Raw genomic sequence first — 20,398 nt, 5'->3', positions numbered from 1 at the left:
ATGATTTTGTACATTATAGGCAAATCCACAAATGAGCCTTTATCCTATTACATTTTATTGATTTATCAAGGAGGAAAAGACCACATGAAGAAAAATATTAAAATCGCTAGCGTTACTGCTGCTGCTTTATTAGCAGTTGCTCCAGTAGTTGCTACTGGTACTGCTAACGCTGCTGTTACTGTTAATAACACTACTGCTACTCAACCAGCACCTACTCAAACTGCAGGTACTGTTACTGTAAACATTTCATTAGATGCTACTGCAGGTAAGACTACTGTTGGAGAAGCTACCAAGAGTGCTAAAGTTACTGTTGATGGTGCAACTGTTGCTAATAGTGCAACTGGTACCGGTGCTTACAAGGTTGAAATTGCTAAAGCTGGTACTACTACTGCTTTAAATGATGCAACTAAGTTAGAAGCTAACCAAGCTTACGTTGTTTTAGTTAACGGTATCAAGCTTAAAGGTTTAACTACTGGTAACACTTACTCAATCGCAGGTGGTACTGTTGCAGGTAAGACTACTCAAACTGCAGAAGAATTAAACGCTAACAACGGTGTAAACTTTACTAGTGACTCTTTCTACGTATTTGACAAGAGTTTAACTGGTACTCCAGTTGTTACTAACAACGACAACAAGATTGTTTCAAGTGGTTCTATTGCTTTAGGTAATAACACTACTGTTGCAAGCTTAGCAAAGGCTATTACTTCTGCGTACAAAGTTCAAATGCCAAGTAGTGGTGAAAAAGTTGCAAAAGCTTTAGATTGGTCAGCATCAGCAGTTGAAAACTCTGTAAGATCAAGTTTAAAGAATGCTAACGTAAATGTTGAAAAGGATGGTAGCTTCACAGCACCAGCAACTAACTTTACTGTTAACTTAACTGGTTACGCTTCAAACGGTAAAACTGTTTCATTCCCTGTAACTGTAACTGTTGCTAACTCAACTACTACTGCAAGTGATGCACCAGTATTTAGTACTACTAACAATGATTACAAAGCAGTTGCAAACAGCACTAACGCTTGGAACTTAAGTCTTCAACTTAACTCTGCAACTAACGCACAAGCTATTGCAAATGCATTTACTGCAAAGATTGACGCAACTTCAAACCTTACTACTAGTGTAAAGGTTGATTCAAGCAACTTAAACACTGCTGTTGCAGGTAAGTACACTGTTGTTCTTTCAGCTACTAACCCATCAAACAACAAGACTACTAAGGCTACTGTAAACGTAACTGTTGGTGACCCAGGTGAAACTAAGACTGTTCAAGCTGGTTCAGAAACTGCTAAGGTAGTTACTATTGATGGTAACAAGGTTACTGAAACTTCTACAACTTTAGCAAACGATTCTAAAGTTGCAACTTTCGGTACTGTAACTGTTGATGGTGTATCATACACTCGTCTTAACAGCTCAAGCTCAAACCAATTCGTAGCAACTAAGTATGTTGATGGTTCAATCAAGGAAGAAAAGAAGACTGAAAAGACTATCATGCACAAGGCTCTTATCTACGATAAGGATGGTAAGGCTACTAAGGAAAGCATCGGTGCTTACAACAAGGTTACTGTTTACGGTGATATCGTAACTATTAACGGTGCTAAATTCTACAAGCTTGGCGAAAACCGTTTCGTTAAGGTTGGTAACATCGATGGTACTATGCGTACTTTGAAGCACAACGCTTACATCTACAACAACAAGCTTAAGCGTGTTCAAAAGAACACTGTTCTTAAGAAGGGTTCAGAAAAGAGAACTTACGGTAGTGCATTCACTATCAAGGGTAAGAAGGTTTACCGTATCGGTGAAAACCAATACGTTAAGGTTGCTAACTTCAAGTAATTTTAATTAACTAATTACTCTCAAAAAGACGATACATTGTATCGTCTTTTTTTGTGCTCATTTTTATGTGAAAGCAGAGATAAATTACACTTGGAGTAAATAAGAAAGAAAAAGTTGTAAAAGAATATCCAGGAACTAAAATAAAAAGAATAATGTTATTTTATTTTTATTCTATTTCTGGAATTTAAAAATATTTTAATTAAGAATTATTTTCTTCTCACCTAATAAATAACCAAAAACTTTGAAACAATAGGTTTTTTAGTGGTTGGCAAATCCCTGGAAGAAAGCTGTTTAGCAGAAATTTAAAGTAAAAATTTGAAAATAATTAATAACAAAATCGCTTACAATCGAAAAAAGTGTTATTAAAAATTTAAATTTTCCTTTTTTTGCGTTACACTGTATATAACAAGTCTGAAAAGATGTGGGAATAAAAGTAATAAATTACAACTAAAAGTTTATTTAATGTTTCTAAAATATTACTTTTCTGTTTCAAAACATGTGTTTGGTTGTATATTGACTCAGACGACTATATGATATAAATGTGTGTAAAAAAGAGGAATAAAAATTGAGTAAGAAGACATTAACAAGCATTGCAACTGCAGCTTTAATTACAACTGCAGGTATAACTGCTACACACCATGTAAAAGCTTTAAACTCCGATAATGATAATGTGGTTAAGGCAGCTACAAATCAACAAAATCAACAGTTCATTAATAAAGCAGCATCAGCTGCGGTAGAATCATCATCTAAATATGGAACTTATACTTCTGTAATGATGGCTCAAGCTGCTGTTGAATCTGGGTGGGGACAATCCAGTTTATCTCAGAGTCCAAATAATAATTTATTTGGTATCAAGGGAAGTTACAATGGTCAATCTGTAACGGTTAAGACTGGAGAATACATTAATGGTAGTTATAAGACGGTTAATGCCTCCTTTAAGAAGTATCCTTCTTACACCGAATCTTTTAATGACAATGGTTCATTAATTCGTAAAGATATGGGTTCAACGTATTCTGGAGCATGGGTAGAAAATGCATCAACCCCTGAGCAAGCTACACAACAAGGCTTGCAAGGCAAGTATGCAACTGCACCTAACTATGCAAGTACTTTGAATTCAATCATTGAAGCTAATAACTTCAAACAATATGACCCGGTTACTACTAATGTCAACGAAGTTAAGAAAGTTGTCAAAACAACCCCAATTACTGATGCACCCGTTGATAGTGACGTTGGAAAGCAAATTGGTACAGCTCGTGTTGGACAACAAATGACAATTAGCAAGTACATTACTTATAAGAATGGTGTAACCCATGCTTTAACTCAACTAGGATGGGTTAATAATTCTGCTTTTGGTGCAAGTGCCACGGTAAAGACCACCACTCAAGCTACCAAAACAGTTGTACAAAAGCCAAAGAAAAAGAAAAGTTATACTTATATCAAGACTAGTGAAGTAGTTAAGATTACAAATGCCCCGACAGAAGGAGCACCTGTTTTGAAGAGTCCAAATGGTAAGAAAAACGGGAAAACTTTACCACTAAATAGTACTTGGAAAGTAAATGGCTATGCAATTGTTAAAGGTGTTCGTTACAATCATATTGGTTCTAAGCAATGGCTAAGTTCTATCTATACTAATCCTGCTAAAGAAGTAAGCCAGGCACCTAAAGAAAAGGAAGAAAGTACTGTAAAGAAAACGACTTCTAAGAAGACCAAAGTTGAAAAAGACTACGAAAAGGTTGAAGGAAGTTTCATTGTAACTGCAAAAAATATTGAAGTTTGGTCAGCTCCAACTGGTAAGAAAACAGGTCAATTACTACCAAAGGAAAGTGATTGGAAGATTACTGGTAAAAAAGAAATTAAGGGTAAGACTTGGTATCGTTTAGGTAAAACGAAATGGATTCAGTCTACTGGAATTAAAGTGGATAACTTGAAGAAAGTAGCTGTAAGTCAAGCACCTGCTAAACCTAAGACAAAAGTTGAATATCCTGTTTATAAGTCAACAGGGGTAGTAACAATTAATTCAAAACCAAATTACGGTGTTCCTGTTTACACTAAGCCTGGTGAAGATGCTACAAAACGCATTCTTTCTAACGGTACTAATTGGAAGTTTTTCAAGATAGCCGTCATTAAGGGCGAAAAGTGGTATAACTTAGGTGGAAACCAATGGGTACCTGAGAAGTATGTATTGGTTCGCTAATTAAGATAGTAAATTTAATTATGGATAATTTTTGCGGAGGATTTCATGCGTTCAGCAAATAAGAAATTTTTAAGTGCCTTAGCTTGTGCGGGTATGATGGCAACTACAGCAGTTGTTGGAGTAGGTAATATTGTTACTTCAAAAACTACAACTGTTCAAGCTGCAAAGTCTAGTGTAAGCAGTCGCTCTTACGGAGTGGATGTTTCTAGTTTTCAAAGTACCGACCTTTCAAAGCATGCAAATGCAGGTTCACAATTTGCAATTGTAAAAGTTAGTGAAGGTACATCATATCGTAATCCTAACGCTGCTGGTCAAATCGCTAGTGCGAAGTCAACTAATATGATGCCAATGGCATATCACTTTGCAACTTTTGGTGCTAACAGTAGTGCAGCAGTTTCGGAAGCAAATTGGGCTGTTAAATCTGCTCAAGCTACTGGATTACCTAAGGGTTCATACATTGCATGTGACTGGGAAACTGGTGATGGAAATGTAGTTACTGCAGGTAAAGATGCTAGTGCAAATGCAATTGTAGCTTTTATGAACAAAGTTAAAGCAGCAGGTTACAAGCCACTTTTATATTCAGGAGCTTACTTATTAAAGAGTAATATTAATACTGCAACGGTGTTAAATTCATATCCTAATTCTCTTTGGGTAGCTTCATATGCTACTATGGGTCGAATTGACAATCCTGATTTTAATTATTTCCCAAGCATGGATGGAGTAGCAATTTGGCAGTTTACTGATAACTGGCGTGGATTATACGTTGATGGTAACATTTCCTTATTACCACTTTCATATAATGATGCAAGCACCCAAGCACCTACTCAATCTAAACCAGCTACTAGTTCAAGTGCATCATCTAAGCCAGCTACTAGTTCAAGCTCTACTAAACCAGCATCTACTACTACCACTACTAATACAGTTGTAACTACTCCTAAGACTATCATGTATAAGAGTGTGATTTACACTGAAAAGGGTGAGTCAACAGGTAAGTTCTACTCTGCATATACTCCAATTAAGGTTATCGGTGGTGTGGTTAACATCAATAATAAAGCTTACTACAAGATTGGTGATAACCAATATGTACGTGTTTCAAATGTAGATGGTGTATCTAAGAACTTAAGTCATAATGCTTATGTTTATAATAGTAAAGGTCACAAGACAAGCGCACCAACAATTAAGAAGGGTAGTGCTTTGAAGGTCTACGGTAGATCTCGTGTTATTAATGGAAAATCTTACTACCGCGTAGGTAAGGGCCAATACGTTAAAGTTGCTAACTTTAAGTAATAATAAGTTTAAATAAAGTCACTAGGAAACTAGTGACTTTTTCGTTTGGTATAATTGGGGTGGAAAAAGAAATCAGGAGGGAATAGCTTAGATGATTTATACTTTAACTTTGGATACTACTGAAAATGTAATGGGAAAGGGAATTGATATTTCTTTAATTTTAAAAAAATTAGGAATTGATTCTCTTGCAACTGGTATTATTCAAGAAAAGAAAGCCAAAATTGAGAAAGAATTAGCAAATGCAGAAATAAGTAGTCATTTTATTGATGCAAGTACAGAAAGTCCTGTTACTGCTAAAAGTCAGCAAGCTTTGTTAGATTACTTAAAGGAAGAATTAAAAGCAGGAGATATAGTAGTAATCGCTGGTAAATTTGCACCAGGAATTGCGCCAACTTATCTCATTGATTTGGCAACTTTAGCTACCAAAAAATCAGCATATTTAGTAATTGATAGTCCTTATCAAGAAGTTCGAGATGTTTTACCACTGCATCCCCTTTTACTTAAGCCAAATGAAACTGAAATCAAGGCTTGGTTTGATCAAACAGATAAATTATTGACTACTAAACAATTGTTAGATTTAGCTCATGATTTAGTAGCTGACGGTGCCGATCATGTTTTGCTTTCCTTAGGAAAAGAGGGAGCAGCTATTGTAAATATGACACATGCATTTATGGCTCATGCACCTGAGGTTGAAGAAGTAGATCCTGTGGGTGCTGGTGAAACACTTTTAGCTACTTTTTTAGCAGGGATGATGAAGAACTATAGTCCTGTCCGTAATTTAGCTGATAGTATTGCAGCGGCAACAGATACAGTGCAGGTAAAGAGATTAACCAATTTTGAAACTACGCCAGCTTTACAACGTCAAATTATTTCTCGAAAAATAAGTTTTGAAGATGAACAAGGTAGATAAAGAAGAGCAAATTTTGAAGATGAGAATTTTTTTGGTATGATTTTCACATAATAAAACTGTGGAAGGAGTCATGGGAAAATCATGGGACAATTTTCAATTTTTGTAGTTTCTTTAGCCGCCTTAACGATTCCAATAGTAATGGCTCGTTTAAAAGTTACTACAATTCCCACAGCTGTTGCTGAAATTATAGTAGGGATTGTCTTAGGACATTCCGCCTTAAATATTGTTGAAGAAACAACAGCCGTCAATTTGTTATCAAACTTAGGGGTTACTCTTTTGATGTTTCTATCAGGGATGGAAATAAATTTTAACCTATTTAAGCGAGATGATACCCAAACCAAAGCACAAGCCAATCCTGCAAAAATTGCTATTTTATCTTATATTTTAGTAACTATTACTGCAGTAATTTTGGCAGTAATTTTGCATTTTACTGGTTTATTTAGCGATATAATGCTGGCAACCATCATTTTTATGACTGTTGCTTTAGGAGTAGTTATTGCTACCTTGAAAGAAAAAGAAATTTTATCACGACCTATTGGACAAACTATTTTGTTAACAGCTGTCTTAGGGGAAGTAATTCCTTTATTGCTTTTAACAATTTATGCCTCAATTAATGGTGGCAATGCTGGTCAATTATGGTTGATCATTTTACTTTTTGTAGTAGCGATAATTTTATTAAATCGTTTTAAAAAGCCATATGAGTGGTTTACCGAAATTTCTAAATCTACTACTCAGCTTGATGTACGCTTAGCCTTCTTTTTGATTTTTACCTTGGTTACAGTTGCTGAACGCGTAGGTGCTGAAAATATCTTAGGGGCGTTTTTAGCGGGGATGGTAATGAAATTATTACAACCTAGCGAAGCGACCATGGACAAATTAACCTCAATTGGGTATGGGTTCTTTATTCCAGTTTTCTTTATTATGACTGGAGTAAAACTTAATCTTAAATCATTATTTGCACATCCCAATGCCTTAATGTTGATTCCAATTTTGGTACTATTTCTAATTTTAGCCAAGCTACCAATTTTGTTAGTATACGGAAGAAATTTTGTTAAAAGAAACGCAGTTGCTGGTACATTTTTAATTGTTACCACTATTACAATTGTGTTGCCTACTTTAGAAGTAGCACGTAAGTTAAAGGCGATTACCTCAGTACAATCTGATGCTTTCATTTTAGCAGCGGTAATTGTTTGTATCTTTGGTCCGATTTCGTTTAATTCAATTTTTAAATTAACCAAAGAAGATAAGATTAAAGAGCGAGTAACTATTTTTGGGGCCAATGTAGTGACAGTACCTGTAACGCAGGAACTATATGATAACTGGTACAATATCACCATGATGACCAATATTAAGGACAATTACAATACCTACAAGAGTAGATTGCCGAAATTAAAGTTAGTTGCTGGTTTAGATGAGGAGCAGTTAAAGGCAGCTGGAGCTTTTAATTGTGAAATTTTTGTAGCAGGGCTAGAAAATGATACCTTGAATCGCCGTCTGGGCTTACTAGCTAAAAGTAATGGTGTTAAAAGGGTAATTGTAATTCAAAAGAAGGTAATTGAGTCACCAGAAATAGAAGAATTGCGTAATGAAGGAGTGGAAATTTTCAATGCCTTTAATGCCGAAACTTCTGTTTTACGGTCAATGATTGAATCTCCATCAATTGTGGCAATTTTACGCAATACTAAGAATGGACTTTATGAAATTACAGTCCGCAATCGTAAATATACAGGCCGCAAATTAATGGATTTACCGTTTATTAATAAGATTACGGTAAGTTACATTTTACGTAAAAAGCAGTGGCTCACGCCTCATGGTAATACAATTATTGAACCGGGAGATCGGTTGATTTTTACAGCACCAATCGAAGAGGTAACAAAGATTAGGAAAGAACTAGGTAAAAAGAATTAACGAGCAACTGGACTAATAAAGATGTTCAGGATATAATTGTAATGTAAAAGATTATCTGGTCTTTTCTTGCCGAAAGGCAGTTATAGTATAGAAACACATAACTCGTAGAAGGTAAGGAGTTCCTTACCTTTTCCATAAGAAAGCACTCTTTTTCAATAAGTGAGAAAGAGTGCTTTCATTTTTAGGCAATAAAAAAGATTCCGCTTCGGAATCTTGTTCTATTTATTTTTGCTTACTTCAACAGCATTTTTAGAAATCTTTTGTGGGACAACTAAATTCTTATATTGACCAAAGTCATCGTAGTTTAAGTTCCAAGTGAAGTTAGCGTTATTCAAGGCAGTAAACTTAGCAGAGAAATTCATTGAAACAAGTTTTTTATCTGATTTGTTGTAAACGTATTGAATTTTTAAATTGTTAAGTTGAGCTACATTGATTGCACGAACAATGTTCATGTTTTGACCACCAGGACTATTCATACTATCAACTACTAAGATATTCATTGCCTTCCAGATTTCACTACTAGTGCCAGAGTAAGTTACAGTGTAAGAAGAATTGTTCTCTTTAACTTTAGCTTGTTCTTTCATTAAATCATTAAGATCACTAAAAGTATCAGGGTCAAAGCGACGAGTTACTTGACTACTATCAAAGTTATTAGCATCAGAACTAGTTACAATCCATTTTCCATGGTTACCTTGTAGTAGCATGTAAAGCTTTTTGTCAGTTAACCAAAGTTGCTCAGTCTGCGTTTTTGACTTGTTAGTAATTTTGTAGCTTGCGTAAGTAATTTGATCAAAATTATAATTACCAGTAAGACTAATTGCTTGCTGTAACTTTTTAGACTCAAGGTTTTGTTCAAAATGTCCATTTTGAATGCTTTTACTAAAGCTACTTTTATCACCAATTAGACTTTTAGCGGAAGGTAAGGTAGAAGTAGAAGAACTGTTTTCCTTTTTTCCACAAGCGCTTAGTACTAATAAGCATGAAAGAACAGCAAATAATAAGAAAAATTTGTTTTTGTGTTTCATAAATACAACTCCATTAAAAAATATTACATCTATAATTTTACACTTTTTTGAGAAAAAAAGTTTTTTCTAGGAATATCTATGATTTTTTTTAAGAAAGCGTGTAAAATAGTTAGTGAAAAAAGTTTTTAAAGGAGAATTCATTTATGTCCAAATTAGTATTAATTCGTCACGGACAAAGTCAATGGAACCTTTCAAACCAATTTACTGGTTGGGTTGATGTTGATCTTTCCGAAAAGGGTGTAGAAGAAGCTAAGAACGCTGGTAGATTACTTAAGGAACACGGCCTTGAATTTGACCAAGCTTACACTTCAACTTTAACTCGTGCAATTAAGACTTTGCACTACGCACTTGAAGAAAGTGACCAACTTTGGATTCCAGAAGTTAAGAGTTGGAGATTAAACGAACGTCACTACGGTGCACTTCAAGGTTTAAACAAAGAAAAGACTGCTGAAAAATACGGTGATGACCAAGTTCACATTTGGCGTCGTTCTTACGATGTTTTACCACCAGCTATTGATGATGATTCAGAATACAGTCAAGCACATGATCGTCGTTACGCTCACCTTGACCCACACGTAGTACCAAAGGCAGAAAACCTTAAGGTTACTTTGGAAAGAGTTATTCCATTCTGGGAAGATGAAATTGCTCCTAAGTTACTTGATAACAAGAACGTTATCATTGCAGCTCACGGTAACTCATTACGTGCTTTAACTAAGTACATCGAAAACATTTCTGATGAAGATATCATGGATGTTGAAATGAAGACTGGTGAACCAGTTGTTTACACATTTGACGAAAACTTAGATGTTGTTAACAAGGAAAAGCTTGACAAGTAATCTAAGATAAAAGGTTAAACCGCTTGAGGTTTAGCCTTTTTTTAGTGCTTAAAAGTCGAATTTTAGCTTGTATCGGCATATAATTAAAACTAAAAGGGGGTTTTAAAATGCATATCAATTTAATTTTAAAGAAGTATGATGATTCAGAGAAAGAAATAGTTTTCAGTATTCCAACTGACTTTTCATTTCATACTTATCCCCATTATTTAATTCATCAAATGAAAAATGGTCGCATTCTTTTAATCCCATATATTGAAAATCCCTATACTTCGGAAATGAAGTTTGAAGGGATGGAAGATAGAGAGCAAGATGATTGGGAAAATCTTGGTTTAGAAGAGTTTGGTAAGGAAGAGTACGATGATTAGATTTAAGCAAGGAGATATTGTTTGGGTGGATTTTTCTCCATCAGTTGGACAGGAGATGCGAGGAAAGCATCCCGCAGTAGTTATCTCTTCAAATTCCTATAATGAAAAGACACATTATTTAATGGTTTGTCCCATTACATCACATGGGAATGATTTTCCGACTTATGTAGATTTAGAAGGATATGCCGTTCATGGACGAGTAAATGCAGCACAGATTCAAACTTTTTCTCGTGAACGTTTGCTTGATGAAAAACCAGCTGGCCATTTGCGGCCAGAAGATTTATTCCGCGTCCAACACATGCTTGAGTTTGCTTTGCAACTTGATTAATAATTTTGAATATGAAAAAAGCCGATAGAAATCAATTGATCTCTATCGGCTTTGTTTTTATTACCAACTTGCTTTTTTAACGCCAGGAAGTTGTCCTTTGTGAGCTAATTCTTTGAAACGTAAACGAGACATTCCAAATTTACGCATGTAGCCGTGTGGACGTCCATCTTGTAAGTCACGATTGTGGTAACGAACTGGACGAGCATTGCGAGGTAATTTAGCTAATGCTTCAACATTTCCAGCAGCTTTTAATTCATAGTATTTTTTAATTAATTCACGTTGCTTTGCAGCTTTAACAATTTTTGATTTTTTTGCCATATATCTGTCCTTTCATATTAAATTTGATATAGCTCTTATTTTTAGTAAGTCTATTATAGTGCCTTTTGATTTTTTTGTCAAAAATGAGCAGTGTTTCCACTGCTCATTTCCCAGGAAATTATTTTTCTTTTTTGATAAACAAGCTTAATAATAAGCCAAGAATTACTAAAACAATAGTAAAGTAAAAGCCGTAGTGAGCCCCATTAGTAAAGGCAACTGCCTTGTTAGTTGTATTAGCTGCTTGTTGTCCAGTAGCTAATAAGATAGTAGCAATAGCGGTAGCAATTGCTCCAACAATTTGTTGTAAAGTGTTCATAATAGTACTACCATCAGCAGATTCAGGTCCTTGAACAGCATTAAGCGCATAAGTTTGAGCAGGGGACATTGCAAGCGGAGCGCCGATCATTAAAATAACTTGGGCTACGATGATGTACCAAATTGAAGAAGTTGTAGTTGTGAAAGCCAACATTAAAGCTCCCACTAAGGCAAGAATAAAGCCAATAAGAGCTGGAAATTTAGCACCAATTTGGTCGTAAATGCGACCGGCAATGGCAGAAGTTAAAGCATTGATTAAGCCACCTGGTAACATAATAATTCCTGTTAAGGCTACTGGAAGTAGGCGACCACTTTGAATGTATTGGGGTAAAAGATACATAGCAGAAAGAATGATTGCAAAATCTACCATAACAATTAAGGCTCCAACCCTAAATTGCGAAATTGAAAAAATCTTCAAATTGAGAATTGGATTTTCAAGGTGAAGTTGGCGATGAGTGTAAAATGCTAGCACAATAATTGCTCCAATAATTAATACCCACACAAGAGGTGAAGTAAGCCCCATATCGCCTGCTAAGCTTACCCCACTAACTAAGGCAGCAAATCCAACAACTGATTCTAAAATAGAAACGAAATCAATTCTAGGTTTAGTAACTTCATTGAGGTTAACTAAGCTAGTAAAGGCAAAGATTAATGCTACTACTAAGAAGGGCACAAACATCCAGAAAATCCAATTCCAGCTTAATTTACCTAAAATTAACCCAGTAACCGTTGGACCAATAGCTGGTGCAAGCATGATAACCATGGCACAGGCTCCCATTGCCGCTCCCAGTTTTTCAGGTGGGAAAATTAACATTGCAGCGGTAAACATTAATGGTAAAACGATTCCAGTTCCGATACCTTGAATCATTCTTCCAGTTAATACGATTCCAAAGTTTGGTGCAATTGCAGAAATAATCGACCCAATTAAGAAAGCAAAAAGCCCAAAAATAACTAATTTTCTTGTTGAAAACCACTTGGTAAGTAAGCTAGATAGTGGAAGGACGATTCCGATTACTAGCATATAACCAGTAACTAACCATTGAATAGTTCCTGTTGGGACTTTAAAAGTTTGCATTAATTGGGGAAGGGCAATGTTAAGAGACGTTTCAGATAACATTCCTACAAATGCTCCTAACATAAGGGGTAACATCGCAAGCCAAGGATTTTTAGTTTTTACAATGGCCTGATGAGATTTTTCATTATTCAAAAAAATTCCTCCTAATAAATACCTAAATTTTTGCGTCGCTGATTATCATATCGTATTTTAAAAATTTTCGTAAGTATTTTTTTAGCAGTCTGATATTATAGAAAAGGAATTAATATTTTGAAGGTGAAAAAATGAAATTTTTAAACACAGTCAGCAAGCAAAAGATTGTTGCCAGTTTGCTAGGGATAGTCACTGCAGCTTTAATTTATTTCCCTCATTATGCTTTAACTGATAATCATACAAAATTAAACTGTAGTGTCTTTTTAATTTTGGGGATAGTTTTACTTTGGGTGCCTACAGAAAGTTTGGCAGCTTTGTTTGCAGTAGATCTCTTTTTTGAAATTGGGCTAGTACTCTTACTAGTATTTATCTCAACAATTACTTCTTTACATACCTGGCCAATCTATTTATTAATAATTTTAATTTTAGCTGTTTGGATTGGAATGGTTTTGTTAAAAAATCAGTCCTTGACGTCAAAAAATAGACAGGTAGTAGCAATTAGGCTCATTAGTATGTTAATATTTGCTATTTTGGCATATTTAAGCGGATTTTACGCTCTCCTAATGGCGAGCCCAGTTGGTCTAATGGTGTCGGGGATTACAATTTATATTGGTATAGGATTATTTATATATTATTTAATTTTAGCAGCAAGTATTTGGCAAAACTGGTTTAAAGGAAGTATTTCCTGGGTAATGATAATTATTGCAATTGTCTTCCATATGTTTTTTGCTTATAATCTTTCTCCAGAAACGATGCTAATTCCGGGGATTTGCGAGGTAATTATTGTCTTACTTTTACTAAGAATGAACATGCTTTTGGAAAAATAATAAAAAAGTACTTGCAATCGCTTACTTGAAGTTAGTATAATTAATTATTATTTGACTATGTAATTTTAGGAAGGTAACGATTAATGAAATATATTCTACTCTTTATTCCAGCAATTGGTTGGGGGCTAATGCCACTAGTAATTGCTAGTATTAAGAAAAGTACTGTATATAACCAAATCGTAGGTACAGTTGCAGGTGCTTTTATATTTGGTGTAATTTTAATGGCAATTGTTCGCCCAACAATTACTTGGCCACTATTTTGGATTTCAGCGCTAGCCGGAGCACTCTGGGTAGTGGGGCAAGTTGGACAGTATATTTCCTATGAAAAAATTGGGGTTTCAGAGACAATGCCAATTTCCACTGGATTACAGCTGATTGGGGTTCCTTTGGTAGGAATGATCTTTTTTGGCGAATGGGCCAAGACTCAACAAAAAATCTGGGGCTTTTTAGGAATTATTATTTTGATTGTTGGGGTTGTGTTTACTTCTTTAACAGATCAAAAGACTGAAGAAGGTAATAAGAAGAACCAAGTAGCAACCATTATCTTACTTATTGTTACTAGTTTGGGTTATATCTCATCCAGTTCTTTACCACAAACTCCAATTGCAGTTCAAGGAGATAGTATTTCCTTCTTCTTTGGCCAAACTGCTGGAATGCTTGTAGCAGTATTCATTTATACCTTAGTGACTGGCAATGTTCATGCCTGGGTTGAAAAGACCTCTCTTCAAGGAGGAGCAGCTGGATTGCTTTACGGAATTGCGCAACTTGCTTATGTCTTTTCTGTTAAAGATAATGGTGTGAACCTATCCTTTGTTATGTCTCAACTTTGTGTAGTAATTTCTACCTTAGGTGGTATTCTTTTCTTAAAGGAAGCAAAATCAAGAAGAGACCTTATTTTTACAATTATTGGTTTAGTATTAATTATTGCTGGTGCAGTAATTACAAGAATCTTTTAAATTAGAGCATCCGTAAAGGGATGCTTTTTTTGTGGTTAAAAGTTTGTGTTTGACAGTAATAAAAATACGTGATATTTTCAAATTGAGAGAAAGTTAAAGAATTTATTAAGATAGTTGTTACTTTTTAGATATTAAAAGGGTTAACAAGCTAGGGGTTAAAAAATTAATGTTAATAATAGAAAATAGTCAATTTGAAGTTGGAATTAATGAAATGGGAGCACAGATTACCCATTTTGTCCAAAAAAGTGATAACTTCGATTGGATTTGGAATGGAAGTGAATGGGCAGAACATTCGCCAATTCTCTTTCCAGCAGTTGGTAAATCTTATAACAATCAATATGTAGTTGATGGAAAAAAATATAATATGCCTGTTAATGGCTTTGCCAATAATTATCAATGGACTGTGGTAGACAAAGGTGATGATCGAGTAAGTTTAATGTTGATGGATAATGAAGAGACTTATAAAATATATCCATTTAAATTTTCTTTGATGGTTACCTATGCCTTAGTTGCCACTGGTTTGGAAGTCAGTTTTCATTTAAAAAATTTATCTGCTTCTCCAATGCCGTATGCTTTAGGAATTATGCCTGCTTTTAATCTATCAGTTAGCAATGAAAAGTTAAATTTTGATGATTATGAATTAAAATTTATACCAGAGACACCAAGTTTAACGCAATTTTCAGTAAATAAAGAAGGATTAAGAGCTGCAAATGCGACTGAGGTATTGGGACTTAAGGAGAGTACCTTAGCTTTAAGTAAGGCGGTTTTTGATTATGGACATCTTTATATTAATTCTCCTGGATTAACCTTAGTCATTTTGTCGACAAATAAGAATAATATAGAGAGAAAAGTTTCTATAAGATTAGAAGACTTCAGTGGGATTGAGTTGTGGAAATCCCCGGAAACCGACCAATTTTTAGCCATTGCACCAATTAATGGATTTCCAGATATGGAAGAAAATAACCCAAGTTGGAGTGAAAAATTAGGTAATAAAATTTTAGAACCAGAGCAAGAGATTGATTTAAAGACTACCATTAGCTTGAATTAATTAGTACAATGTGAGAAACCACATTGGCTTTTTTTCTTAAGAATTTTAAAGACTTTGCCACAAAAGAAGATCGGCCGCCTATCTTTGGTATAATGGTTTTGTTTTTGAGAAAGCAAAGGAAAATTATATGGATAATGACAATAAAAATCAAAAATTACCAACTCGGCGAGAATTGAGAGAGCAACGTGAAAAGAATCAACCTAAAAAGCATCATCTTGTTGCCTGGGTTGTAGGAGTGTTAGCTACAATTCTTGTGATAGCTGCTTGTTATGGTGGCTATGTTTACCATAAAACCAAAAGTGCAATTGATGAAACTTATGATCCTACCAATAAAGTTACGCAGGATAGTTTTAATGGAAAAGAAAGTTTTTCTATTTTGTTATTAGGAACTGATACAGGAGCATTAGGAAGAACAGATGTCCGCGGTAATACTGATACAATGATTATTGCGACAGTTAATCCAAAAACAAAAACTTTCAGTATGATGTCAATTCCACGTGATACAATGGCGCAAATGATTGGTACGCAAAACTTTAGTGTCCATAAGATAAATGCTGCCTATAATATCGGTGGAGCAGGTATGGCTTTAAAAACAACCTCAACCCTTTTAAATGTTCCTTTAAAATACTATGTTGAAGTTAACATGGGAGGATTAGAGAAGTTAGTGGATGGTGTTGGCGGTGTTGATGTGGATGTACCGTTTACCTTTTCATATGGAGGTTACACCTTTAAAAAAGGAAAGATGCATTTAAATGGTAAGCAGGCCTTAGCCTATTCAAGAATGCGTTATGACGATCCAAGAGGAGATTACGGCCGTCAATTACGCCAACGCCAAGTAATTATGTCTATATTACAAAATAGTATGTCATTAAATACATTGAAAAATATTAATGAAGTGACTGACTCTGCTTCAAAAAGTATCCGTACTAATTTGACTTTTAATTCAATTATGAAGATTGCGAAAAACTATCGTGATTGTATTAAAAATATGAAGAGCGACTATCTTCATGGTCGTGGCGCTATGATTGGGGATGCTTCTTATCAAGTAATGAGTGATACTGAGTTACAAAGAACTTCAGACATTGTACGTAAAAGTTTGGGCTTATCACCAGTTAAATTAAATAATAACGAAACTTATCAAAATTCAAAAAATACTGATTTTGATTGGAATAGTGGCGATAGTAATCAAAAATACTATGTTTACGAACCAAATAGTGATGATTGGTGGAATGGCGATAAATTAGAGTCATAGGGGTAGTTTAAGTGAATAATTTTTGGATGTATTTTTGGTCAATTATAATTGGCTATGGATTTGGTAATATTTTATTTGCCATGATTATTGGAAAAGGTCTTTTGCACAAAGATCCTACTAAGTTTGGTTCGGATAATCCTGGAACAGCGAATATGGGAGCCGTTTTAGGCAAAAAGTGGGGAATTTTAACTTGTATTGGAGATTTAGCTAAGACATTAATTGCTTTTCTAATTGTAAGTTTTCTTTACCAGTGGAACTGGTTAGCAATTTGTTTTTGTGGTTTGGGGCTTATTTTAGGCCATTCATTTCCCATTTGGAATCATTTTAATGGGGGAAAAGGTGTTGCCGTTAGTGCCTTATGGATTGTGTACTTCAATTGGAAACTAGGTTTTTTATGGCTAATTGTAGGGTTAATTTTAGTAATTTTGATGAAGAATTTGACAATTCCACCACTTGTTTATATGTATGGGTTTAGTATAAATATTTGGATCCTTAATGGTTGGCAATATGGGGTGCTTTTCTTACTTGGAAGTTTGATTATGACTTTTAAATTTAGAAAAGACATCGTCGATTTCTTTGCTGGCAGAGGGAAAAGGGTCGATATTTTGACCACAATCAAGAAAAAATTAGGAAAAAAGGGATAAATTTGAAATAATCCCTTTTTCTTTATAAATATGTAATAATTTTAAGCTATAATAACTTAGTAATTGTCCTGAGATGATTAAATTTTAATTATGGAAGAGAAAACATGGATACAAAAAAGAAGAACACATTAACAGTGGGGCAATTTTTTGCTCTTTTGTTAGCCACATTTATAATGTTGGCACAAATTTATTCTTTTGGCGGTAGTTTAGCACGCTTTCCTTTAGGAAGTATTTTGAAATTTATTCCTACTACTGCAGAGAATGCCACAATGATTTTTGTACCAATGATTTTTGGTGCTGTTTATAGTAAAAAGAAAGTTCACCCAGCTGAAGCTTTTAGATACTGGATAATGGCTGTGGTAACTTTGGTGATTTTTTATTTAGTTTATTTCTTTAAGTCACCAAGCTCATTTACCATGTGGAAGTTATGGGGAGTATTTTTCCCAGTCTTAACTAGTACCTCTGTTTTATTAGCAGGGTTAATTTTTAGTATACTTGCGCAGCCATATATTTATGAGTTGCAAAGAAAATTAACAACAAAACAAAATGTTCTATTATTGGGATTGTTAACTTTAGTTGGCTTTGCGACTAGTGCAGGTACACTTAACTTTAAATACTCCATTTTTGGCTTATATTTCATTTTATATTTTGCCTGGGGAATGTTTTTAGTAAATACCCCCTTAAGTCAAAAAGCTAAGATATGGTCAATAATTAGTGGAATAATTTCATTTTTTGTTGTAATTATTGGGGTAGCTGGCTTTAATGGTGTTTACTGGTATCAACTTCTTTCTGGAAGAAGTGGTGGCGGATGGAATCGAAACTTTCTTAATAATCCAACCTCACCATTCTTATTTTTAGTAGTATTAGCTGTATTTTTGATTTTTATTAAATTAATTAAATCATTTACAGTTAGAGAAATGCGCTACTTAATTCCAGTAGTAGTCTTCATGCAAGCACCAATTTCTAAGAACTTTATGCTTAGCTTTAGATTTACTGGAAGTGCTGGTATTAATGAATTATTAATGATCTTATTCATGATGCTAGCTAGCTTAGCATTAGCTGTTTTATATGAAAAATACTTGTACCAAGTACGTCCAATTAGAAGAGTCTTAATTGATTTAAGTAAGCAAGATAATTTAGCTGAAGTTATTCAATTGGCTTGGAAGAACTTTACTAATTGGATTAAGCAACACCATGTAAAAGTTCTTACGTGGAGCTGGTTCTACATCTTGAGTTTCCTTTCATTTTTAATTGAATCTGATAACTTAAGAATTCAAATTACTACTGCAACTGATATTAATGCAGTTATTTTCTTACTAGGAACAAGATTCTTTGCAATTATTTTAACAACCATCTTTTTAGATGCCTTGTTTTCAATTTTCTACTTTATTACTACAAGATATTGGACTTCCACTATTTTAGTAAGTGTAATTACAATTGGTTGGGCTATTGCAAATAAGGTTAAATTAAACTTACGTGGAGAACCAATTTATCCAAGTGAATTAAGTGAGGCAACTAACTTTAAGACTTTAGCACCAATGGTGGGAAATCAATTACTAATTGTAATTGGAATTGCCTTGGTAATCGTCATTGCACTGGATATTTACTTAGAAGTTAAACATCCAATTAAGAAAAAGGGATCCTGGAAGAGACGTGGAATTTGGGCCTTACTAAGCTTATTACTCTTTTTGACTCCATTACGATTTAACCATGATGGTGGAATTATTTACTACATTAATCGTGGTTTTGACAACAAACAATCTTTCAGAAACCCAGAAAGAGATATCCAGATTAATGGACCTGTTTTAAACTTTTTAAACTATATTGACCTGCAAGTAATGAATAAGCCAGAAAATTATTCTGCCGCTACAATTCAACACCTAAATGAGAAGTATAGTAAAGTTGCAGCTGAAATTAATAAGACTCGTAAGAATGATTTAAGTAAGCAAACTATCGTCTTTAATTTGAGTGAAAGTTTTGTTGATCCATATACAATTCCAACTATTAAGATTGATAAGTCAGCACCAAATCCAGTGAAATTTATTCAATCAATGGAAAGTAGAGCTACTTACGGTAATATGCTTAGCGCAGGTTATGGTGGTGGTACCGCCAATATGGAATGGGAGACTTTGACTGGACTTAATATGGGGATGTTCAAGACAACATTGACACCATATGTTCAAGTTGTGCCTAAGTATAAGTACTATCCAACAATTGGAATGGACTTTGGTATGAAGTCAGCAATCCACCCATTTATTGGTAGTTATTATTCACGTGTCGAAGACTACAAACGCTTTAAGTTTGATAAGTTTGCTTATGTTGGTTCTAAGTACAAGATTATTGATCAAAAGAAACTTGGTAAAAGTACTTATAACTCTGATTTCACCACTTATGCTAACGGAATTAAACAGATTAATTCTGAAAAGGGTGGCCAATTCATTAACTTGATCTCTATTCAAAACCACATGCCATATAATAACTGGTATCCAAATAATGAATATATGGGTAAGATTTCAGGTGAGTTATTTAACAGTAGTGCTGTTAAGGAACAAATTGCTACCTATGTAAAAGGTGTTCAATATACTGACCAGGCAGTTAAGAAGTTTATTGGTCAAATTGATAAGATTAATAAACCAATTACTATTGTATTTTACGGCGATCACTACCCAAGTATTCTTTCACAAAGTTATACTTCGAAGTACCCAGTTCAAATGCACTCAACGCGTTACTTTATTTACTCTAATAAGTACGCTAGAGAACATGGAGCAAAAGCTAAGTTGACTAATAAGACTAATTATGTAAATACTAGTGATTTCATTGCATTGATGCTAGAACAAACCAATTCAAAGGTTACTCCATATCAAGCTCTCTTAACCGAAGTACATGAAAAATTACCTGCAATTACAATCAATTATGAAGGTGATAAAGGCTTTGAATTAATTGATCAAAAAGGAAATAAAGTTGATCCAAAGACTTTGACTTCAGATCAACAAGCACTTTTGAGAGATTATGAAGAAGTTCAATATGATATGACAGCTGGTCAAGCTTATGGCTTAAAAGCAAAAGGTTTTTATAAATAGAAAAAGATGATTTGTCATTCGACAAATCATTTTTTGTTATCTAGTTGACTAATCTTCAAAAAGTAAGTAAT

General features: G+C 34.3%; 17 protein-coding genes. 14 read left to right on the top strand and 3 right to left on the bottom strand.

Features of this window, described 5'->3' with window-relative positions; translation table 11 throughout:
* The first annotated feature begins 84 nt into the window (after nucleotides 1-84).
* From FP435_RS07245 to FP435_RS07225, 5 genes are all read left to right on the top strand, one after another.
* Complete coding sequence (locus FP435_RS07245) at nucleotides 85-1,827, top strand: SLAP domain-containing protein (RefSeq protein WP_265483618.1); 1,743 nt, start codon at nucleotides 85-87, stop codon at nucleotides 1,825-1,827.
* A 565-nt stretch (nucleotides 1,828-2,392) separates the two neighbouring features.
* Nucleotides 2,393-4,021, top strand: coding sequence for a glycoside hydrolase family 73 protein (locus tag FP435_RS07240; RefSeq protein WP_265483617.1), 1,629 nt, complete (start codon nucleotides 2,393-2,395; stop codon nucleotides 4,019-4,021).
* Nucleotides 4,022-4,066: 45 nt separating this feature from the next.
* Nucleotides 4,067-5,308 carry an SLAP domain-containing protein gene (locus FP435_RS07235; RefSeq protein WP_265483616.1) on the top strand — a complete coding sequence of 414 codons (1,242 nt, stop codon included), beginning with the start codon at nucleotides 4,067-4,069 and terminating at the stop codon, nucleotides 5,306-5,308.
* Between the two features lie 91 nt (nucleotides 5,309-5,399).
* A complete protein-coding gene (locus FP435_RS07230) occupies nucleotides 5,400-6,218 on the top strand; it encodes a PfkB family carbohydrate kinase (protein ID WP_265483615.1) in 819 nt (272 codons plus the stop codon).
* Nucleotides 6,219-6,299: 81 nt separating this feature from the next.
* Nucleotides 6,300-8,126 carry a monovalent cation:proton antiporter family protein gene (locus tag FP435_RS07225; RefSeq protein ID WP_265483614.1) on the top strand — a complete coding sequence of 609 codons (1,827 nt, stop codon included), beginning with the start codon at nucleotides 6,300-6,302 and terminating at the stop codon, nucleotides 8,124-8,126.
* Between the two features lie 218 nt (nucleotides 8,127-8,344).
* Here FP435_RS07225 and FP435_RS07220 read toward each other — a convergent pair whose 3' ends face one another.
* A complete protein-coding gene (locus FP435_RS07220) occupies nucleotides 8,345-9,151 on the bottom strand; it encodes a DUF6612 family protein (RefSeq protein WP_265483613.1) in 807 nt (268 codons plus the stop codon).
* Nucleotides 9,152-9,294: 143 nt separating this feature from the next.
* On the opposite strand from FP435_RS07220, the gene FP435_RS07215 reads away from it, so the two are divergent.
* From FP435_RS07215 to FP435_RS07205, 3 genes are all read left to right on the top strand, one after another.
* Nucleotides 9,295-9,987, top strand: a complete 693-nt coding sequence (locus FP435_RS07215; protein WP_265483612.1) for a 2,3-diphosphoglycerate-dependent phosphoglycerate mutase — start codon at nucleotides 9,295-9,297, stop codon at nucleotides 9,985-9,987.
* A 107-nt stretch (nucleotides 9,988-10,094) separates the two neighbouring features.
* On the top strand, nucleotides 10,095-10,352 hold the full coding sequence (locus FP435_RS07210; protein WP_265483611.1) for an AbrB family transcriptional regulator: 258 nt from the start codon (nucleotides 10,095-10,097) through the stop codon (nucleotides 10,350-10,352).
* Nucleotides 10,345-10,680: a type II toxin-antitoxin system PemK/MazF family toxin gene (locus tag FP435_RS07205; protein ID WP_265483610.1), complete on the top strand. Its 336-nt coding sequence runs from the start codon at nucleotides 10,345-10,347 to the stop codon at nucleotides 10,678-10,680. Before FP435_RS07210 ends, FP435_RS07205 begins: the two co-directional genes overlap by 8 nt.
* 60 nt (nucleotides 10,681-10,740) lie before the next feature.
* Here FP435_RS07205 and rpsN read toward each other — a convergent pair whose 3' ends face one another.
* Nucleotides 10,741-10,998 carry a 30S ribosomal protein S14 gene (gene rpsN / locus FP435_RS07200; RefSeq protein ID WP_265483609.1) on the bottom strand — a complete coding sequence of 86 codons (258 nt, stop codon included), beginning with the start codon at nucleotides 10,996-10,998 and terminating at the stop codon, nucleotides 10,741-10,743.
* A 118-nt stretch (nucleotides 10,999-11,116) separates the two neighbouring features.
* Nucleotides 11,117-12,463: a DHA2 family efflux MFS transporter permease subunit gene (locus FP435_RS07195; protein ID WP_265484655.1), complete on the bottom strand. Its 1,347-nt coding sequence runs from the start codon at nucleotides 12,461-12,463 to the stop codon at nucleotides 11,117-11,119.
* A gap of 188 nt (nucleotides 12,464-12,651) precedes the next feature.
* Here FP435_RS07195 and FP435_RS07190 point away from each other — a divergent pair, with 188 nt between their 5' ends.
* The 6 genes from FP435_RS07190 (at nucleotide 12,652) to FP435_RS07165 (ending at nucleotide 20,327) form a co-directional block, all read left to right on the top strand.
* Nucleotides 12,652-13,347: a hypothetical protein gene (locus FP435_RS07190; RefSeq protein ID WP_265483608.1), complete on the top strand. Its 696-nt coding sequence runs from the start codon at nucleotides 12,652-12,654 to the stop codon at nucleotides 13,345-13,347.
* An 83-nt stretch (nucleotides 13,348-13,430) separates the two neighbouring features.
* Entirely contained in the window at nucleotides 13,431-14,303 is an 873-nt protein-coding gene (locus FP435_RS07185) for a GRP family sugar transporter (protein WP_265483607.1), read from the top strand.
* A 166-nt stretch (nucleotides 14,304-14,469) separates the two neighbouring features.
* Nucleotides 14,470-15,351, top strand: a complete 882-nt coding sequence (locus tag FP435_RS07180) for an aldose 1-epimerase family protein (RefSeq protein WP_265483606.1) — start codon at nucleotides 14,470-14,472, stop codon at nucleotides 15,349-15,351.
* A gap of 127 nt (nucleotides 15,352-15,478) precedes the next feature.
* Nucleotides 15,479-16,603 carry an LCP family protein gene (locus FP435_RS07175; RefSeq protein ID WP_265483605.1) on the top strand — a complete coding sequence of 375 codons (1,125 nt, stop codon included), beginning with the start codon at nucleotides 15,479-15,481 and terminating at the stop codon, nucleotides 16,601-16,603.
* A gap of 26 nt (nucleotides 16,604-16,629) precedes the next feature.
* A complete protein-coding gene (locus tag FP435_RS07170) occupies nucleotides 16,630-17,247 on the top strand; it encodes a glycerol-3-phosphate acyltransferase (RefSeq protein ID WP_265484654.1) in 618 nt (205 codons plus the stop codon).
* A gap of 104 nt (nucleotides 17,248-17,351) precedes the next feature.
* Nucleotides 17,352-20,327, top strand: a complete 2,976-nt coding sequence (locus FP435_RS07165; RefSeq protein WP_265483603.1) for an LTA synthase family protein — start codon at nucleotides 17,352-17,354, stop codon at nucleotides 20,325-20,327.
* The last annotated feature ends 71 nt before the right edge of the window (nucleotides 20,328-20,398 follow it).

The organism is Lactobacillus sp. PV037, from assembly GCF_014522345.1.
Lineage (GTDB): Bacteria > Bacillota > Bacilli > Lactobacillales > Lactobacillaceae > Lactobacillus.
The sequence above is the reverse complement of the archived record's forward strand: the minus strand, read 5'-3'. Positions and strand labels throughout refer to the sequence as shown.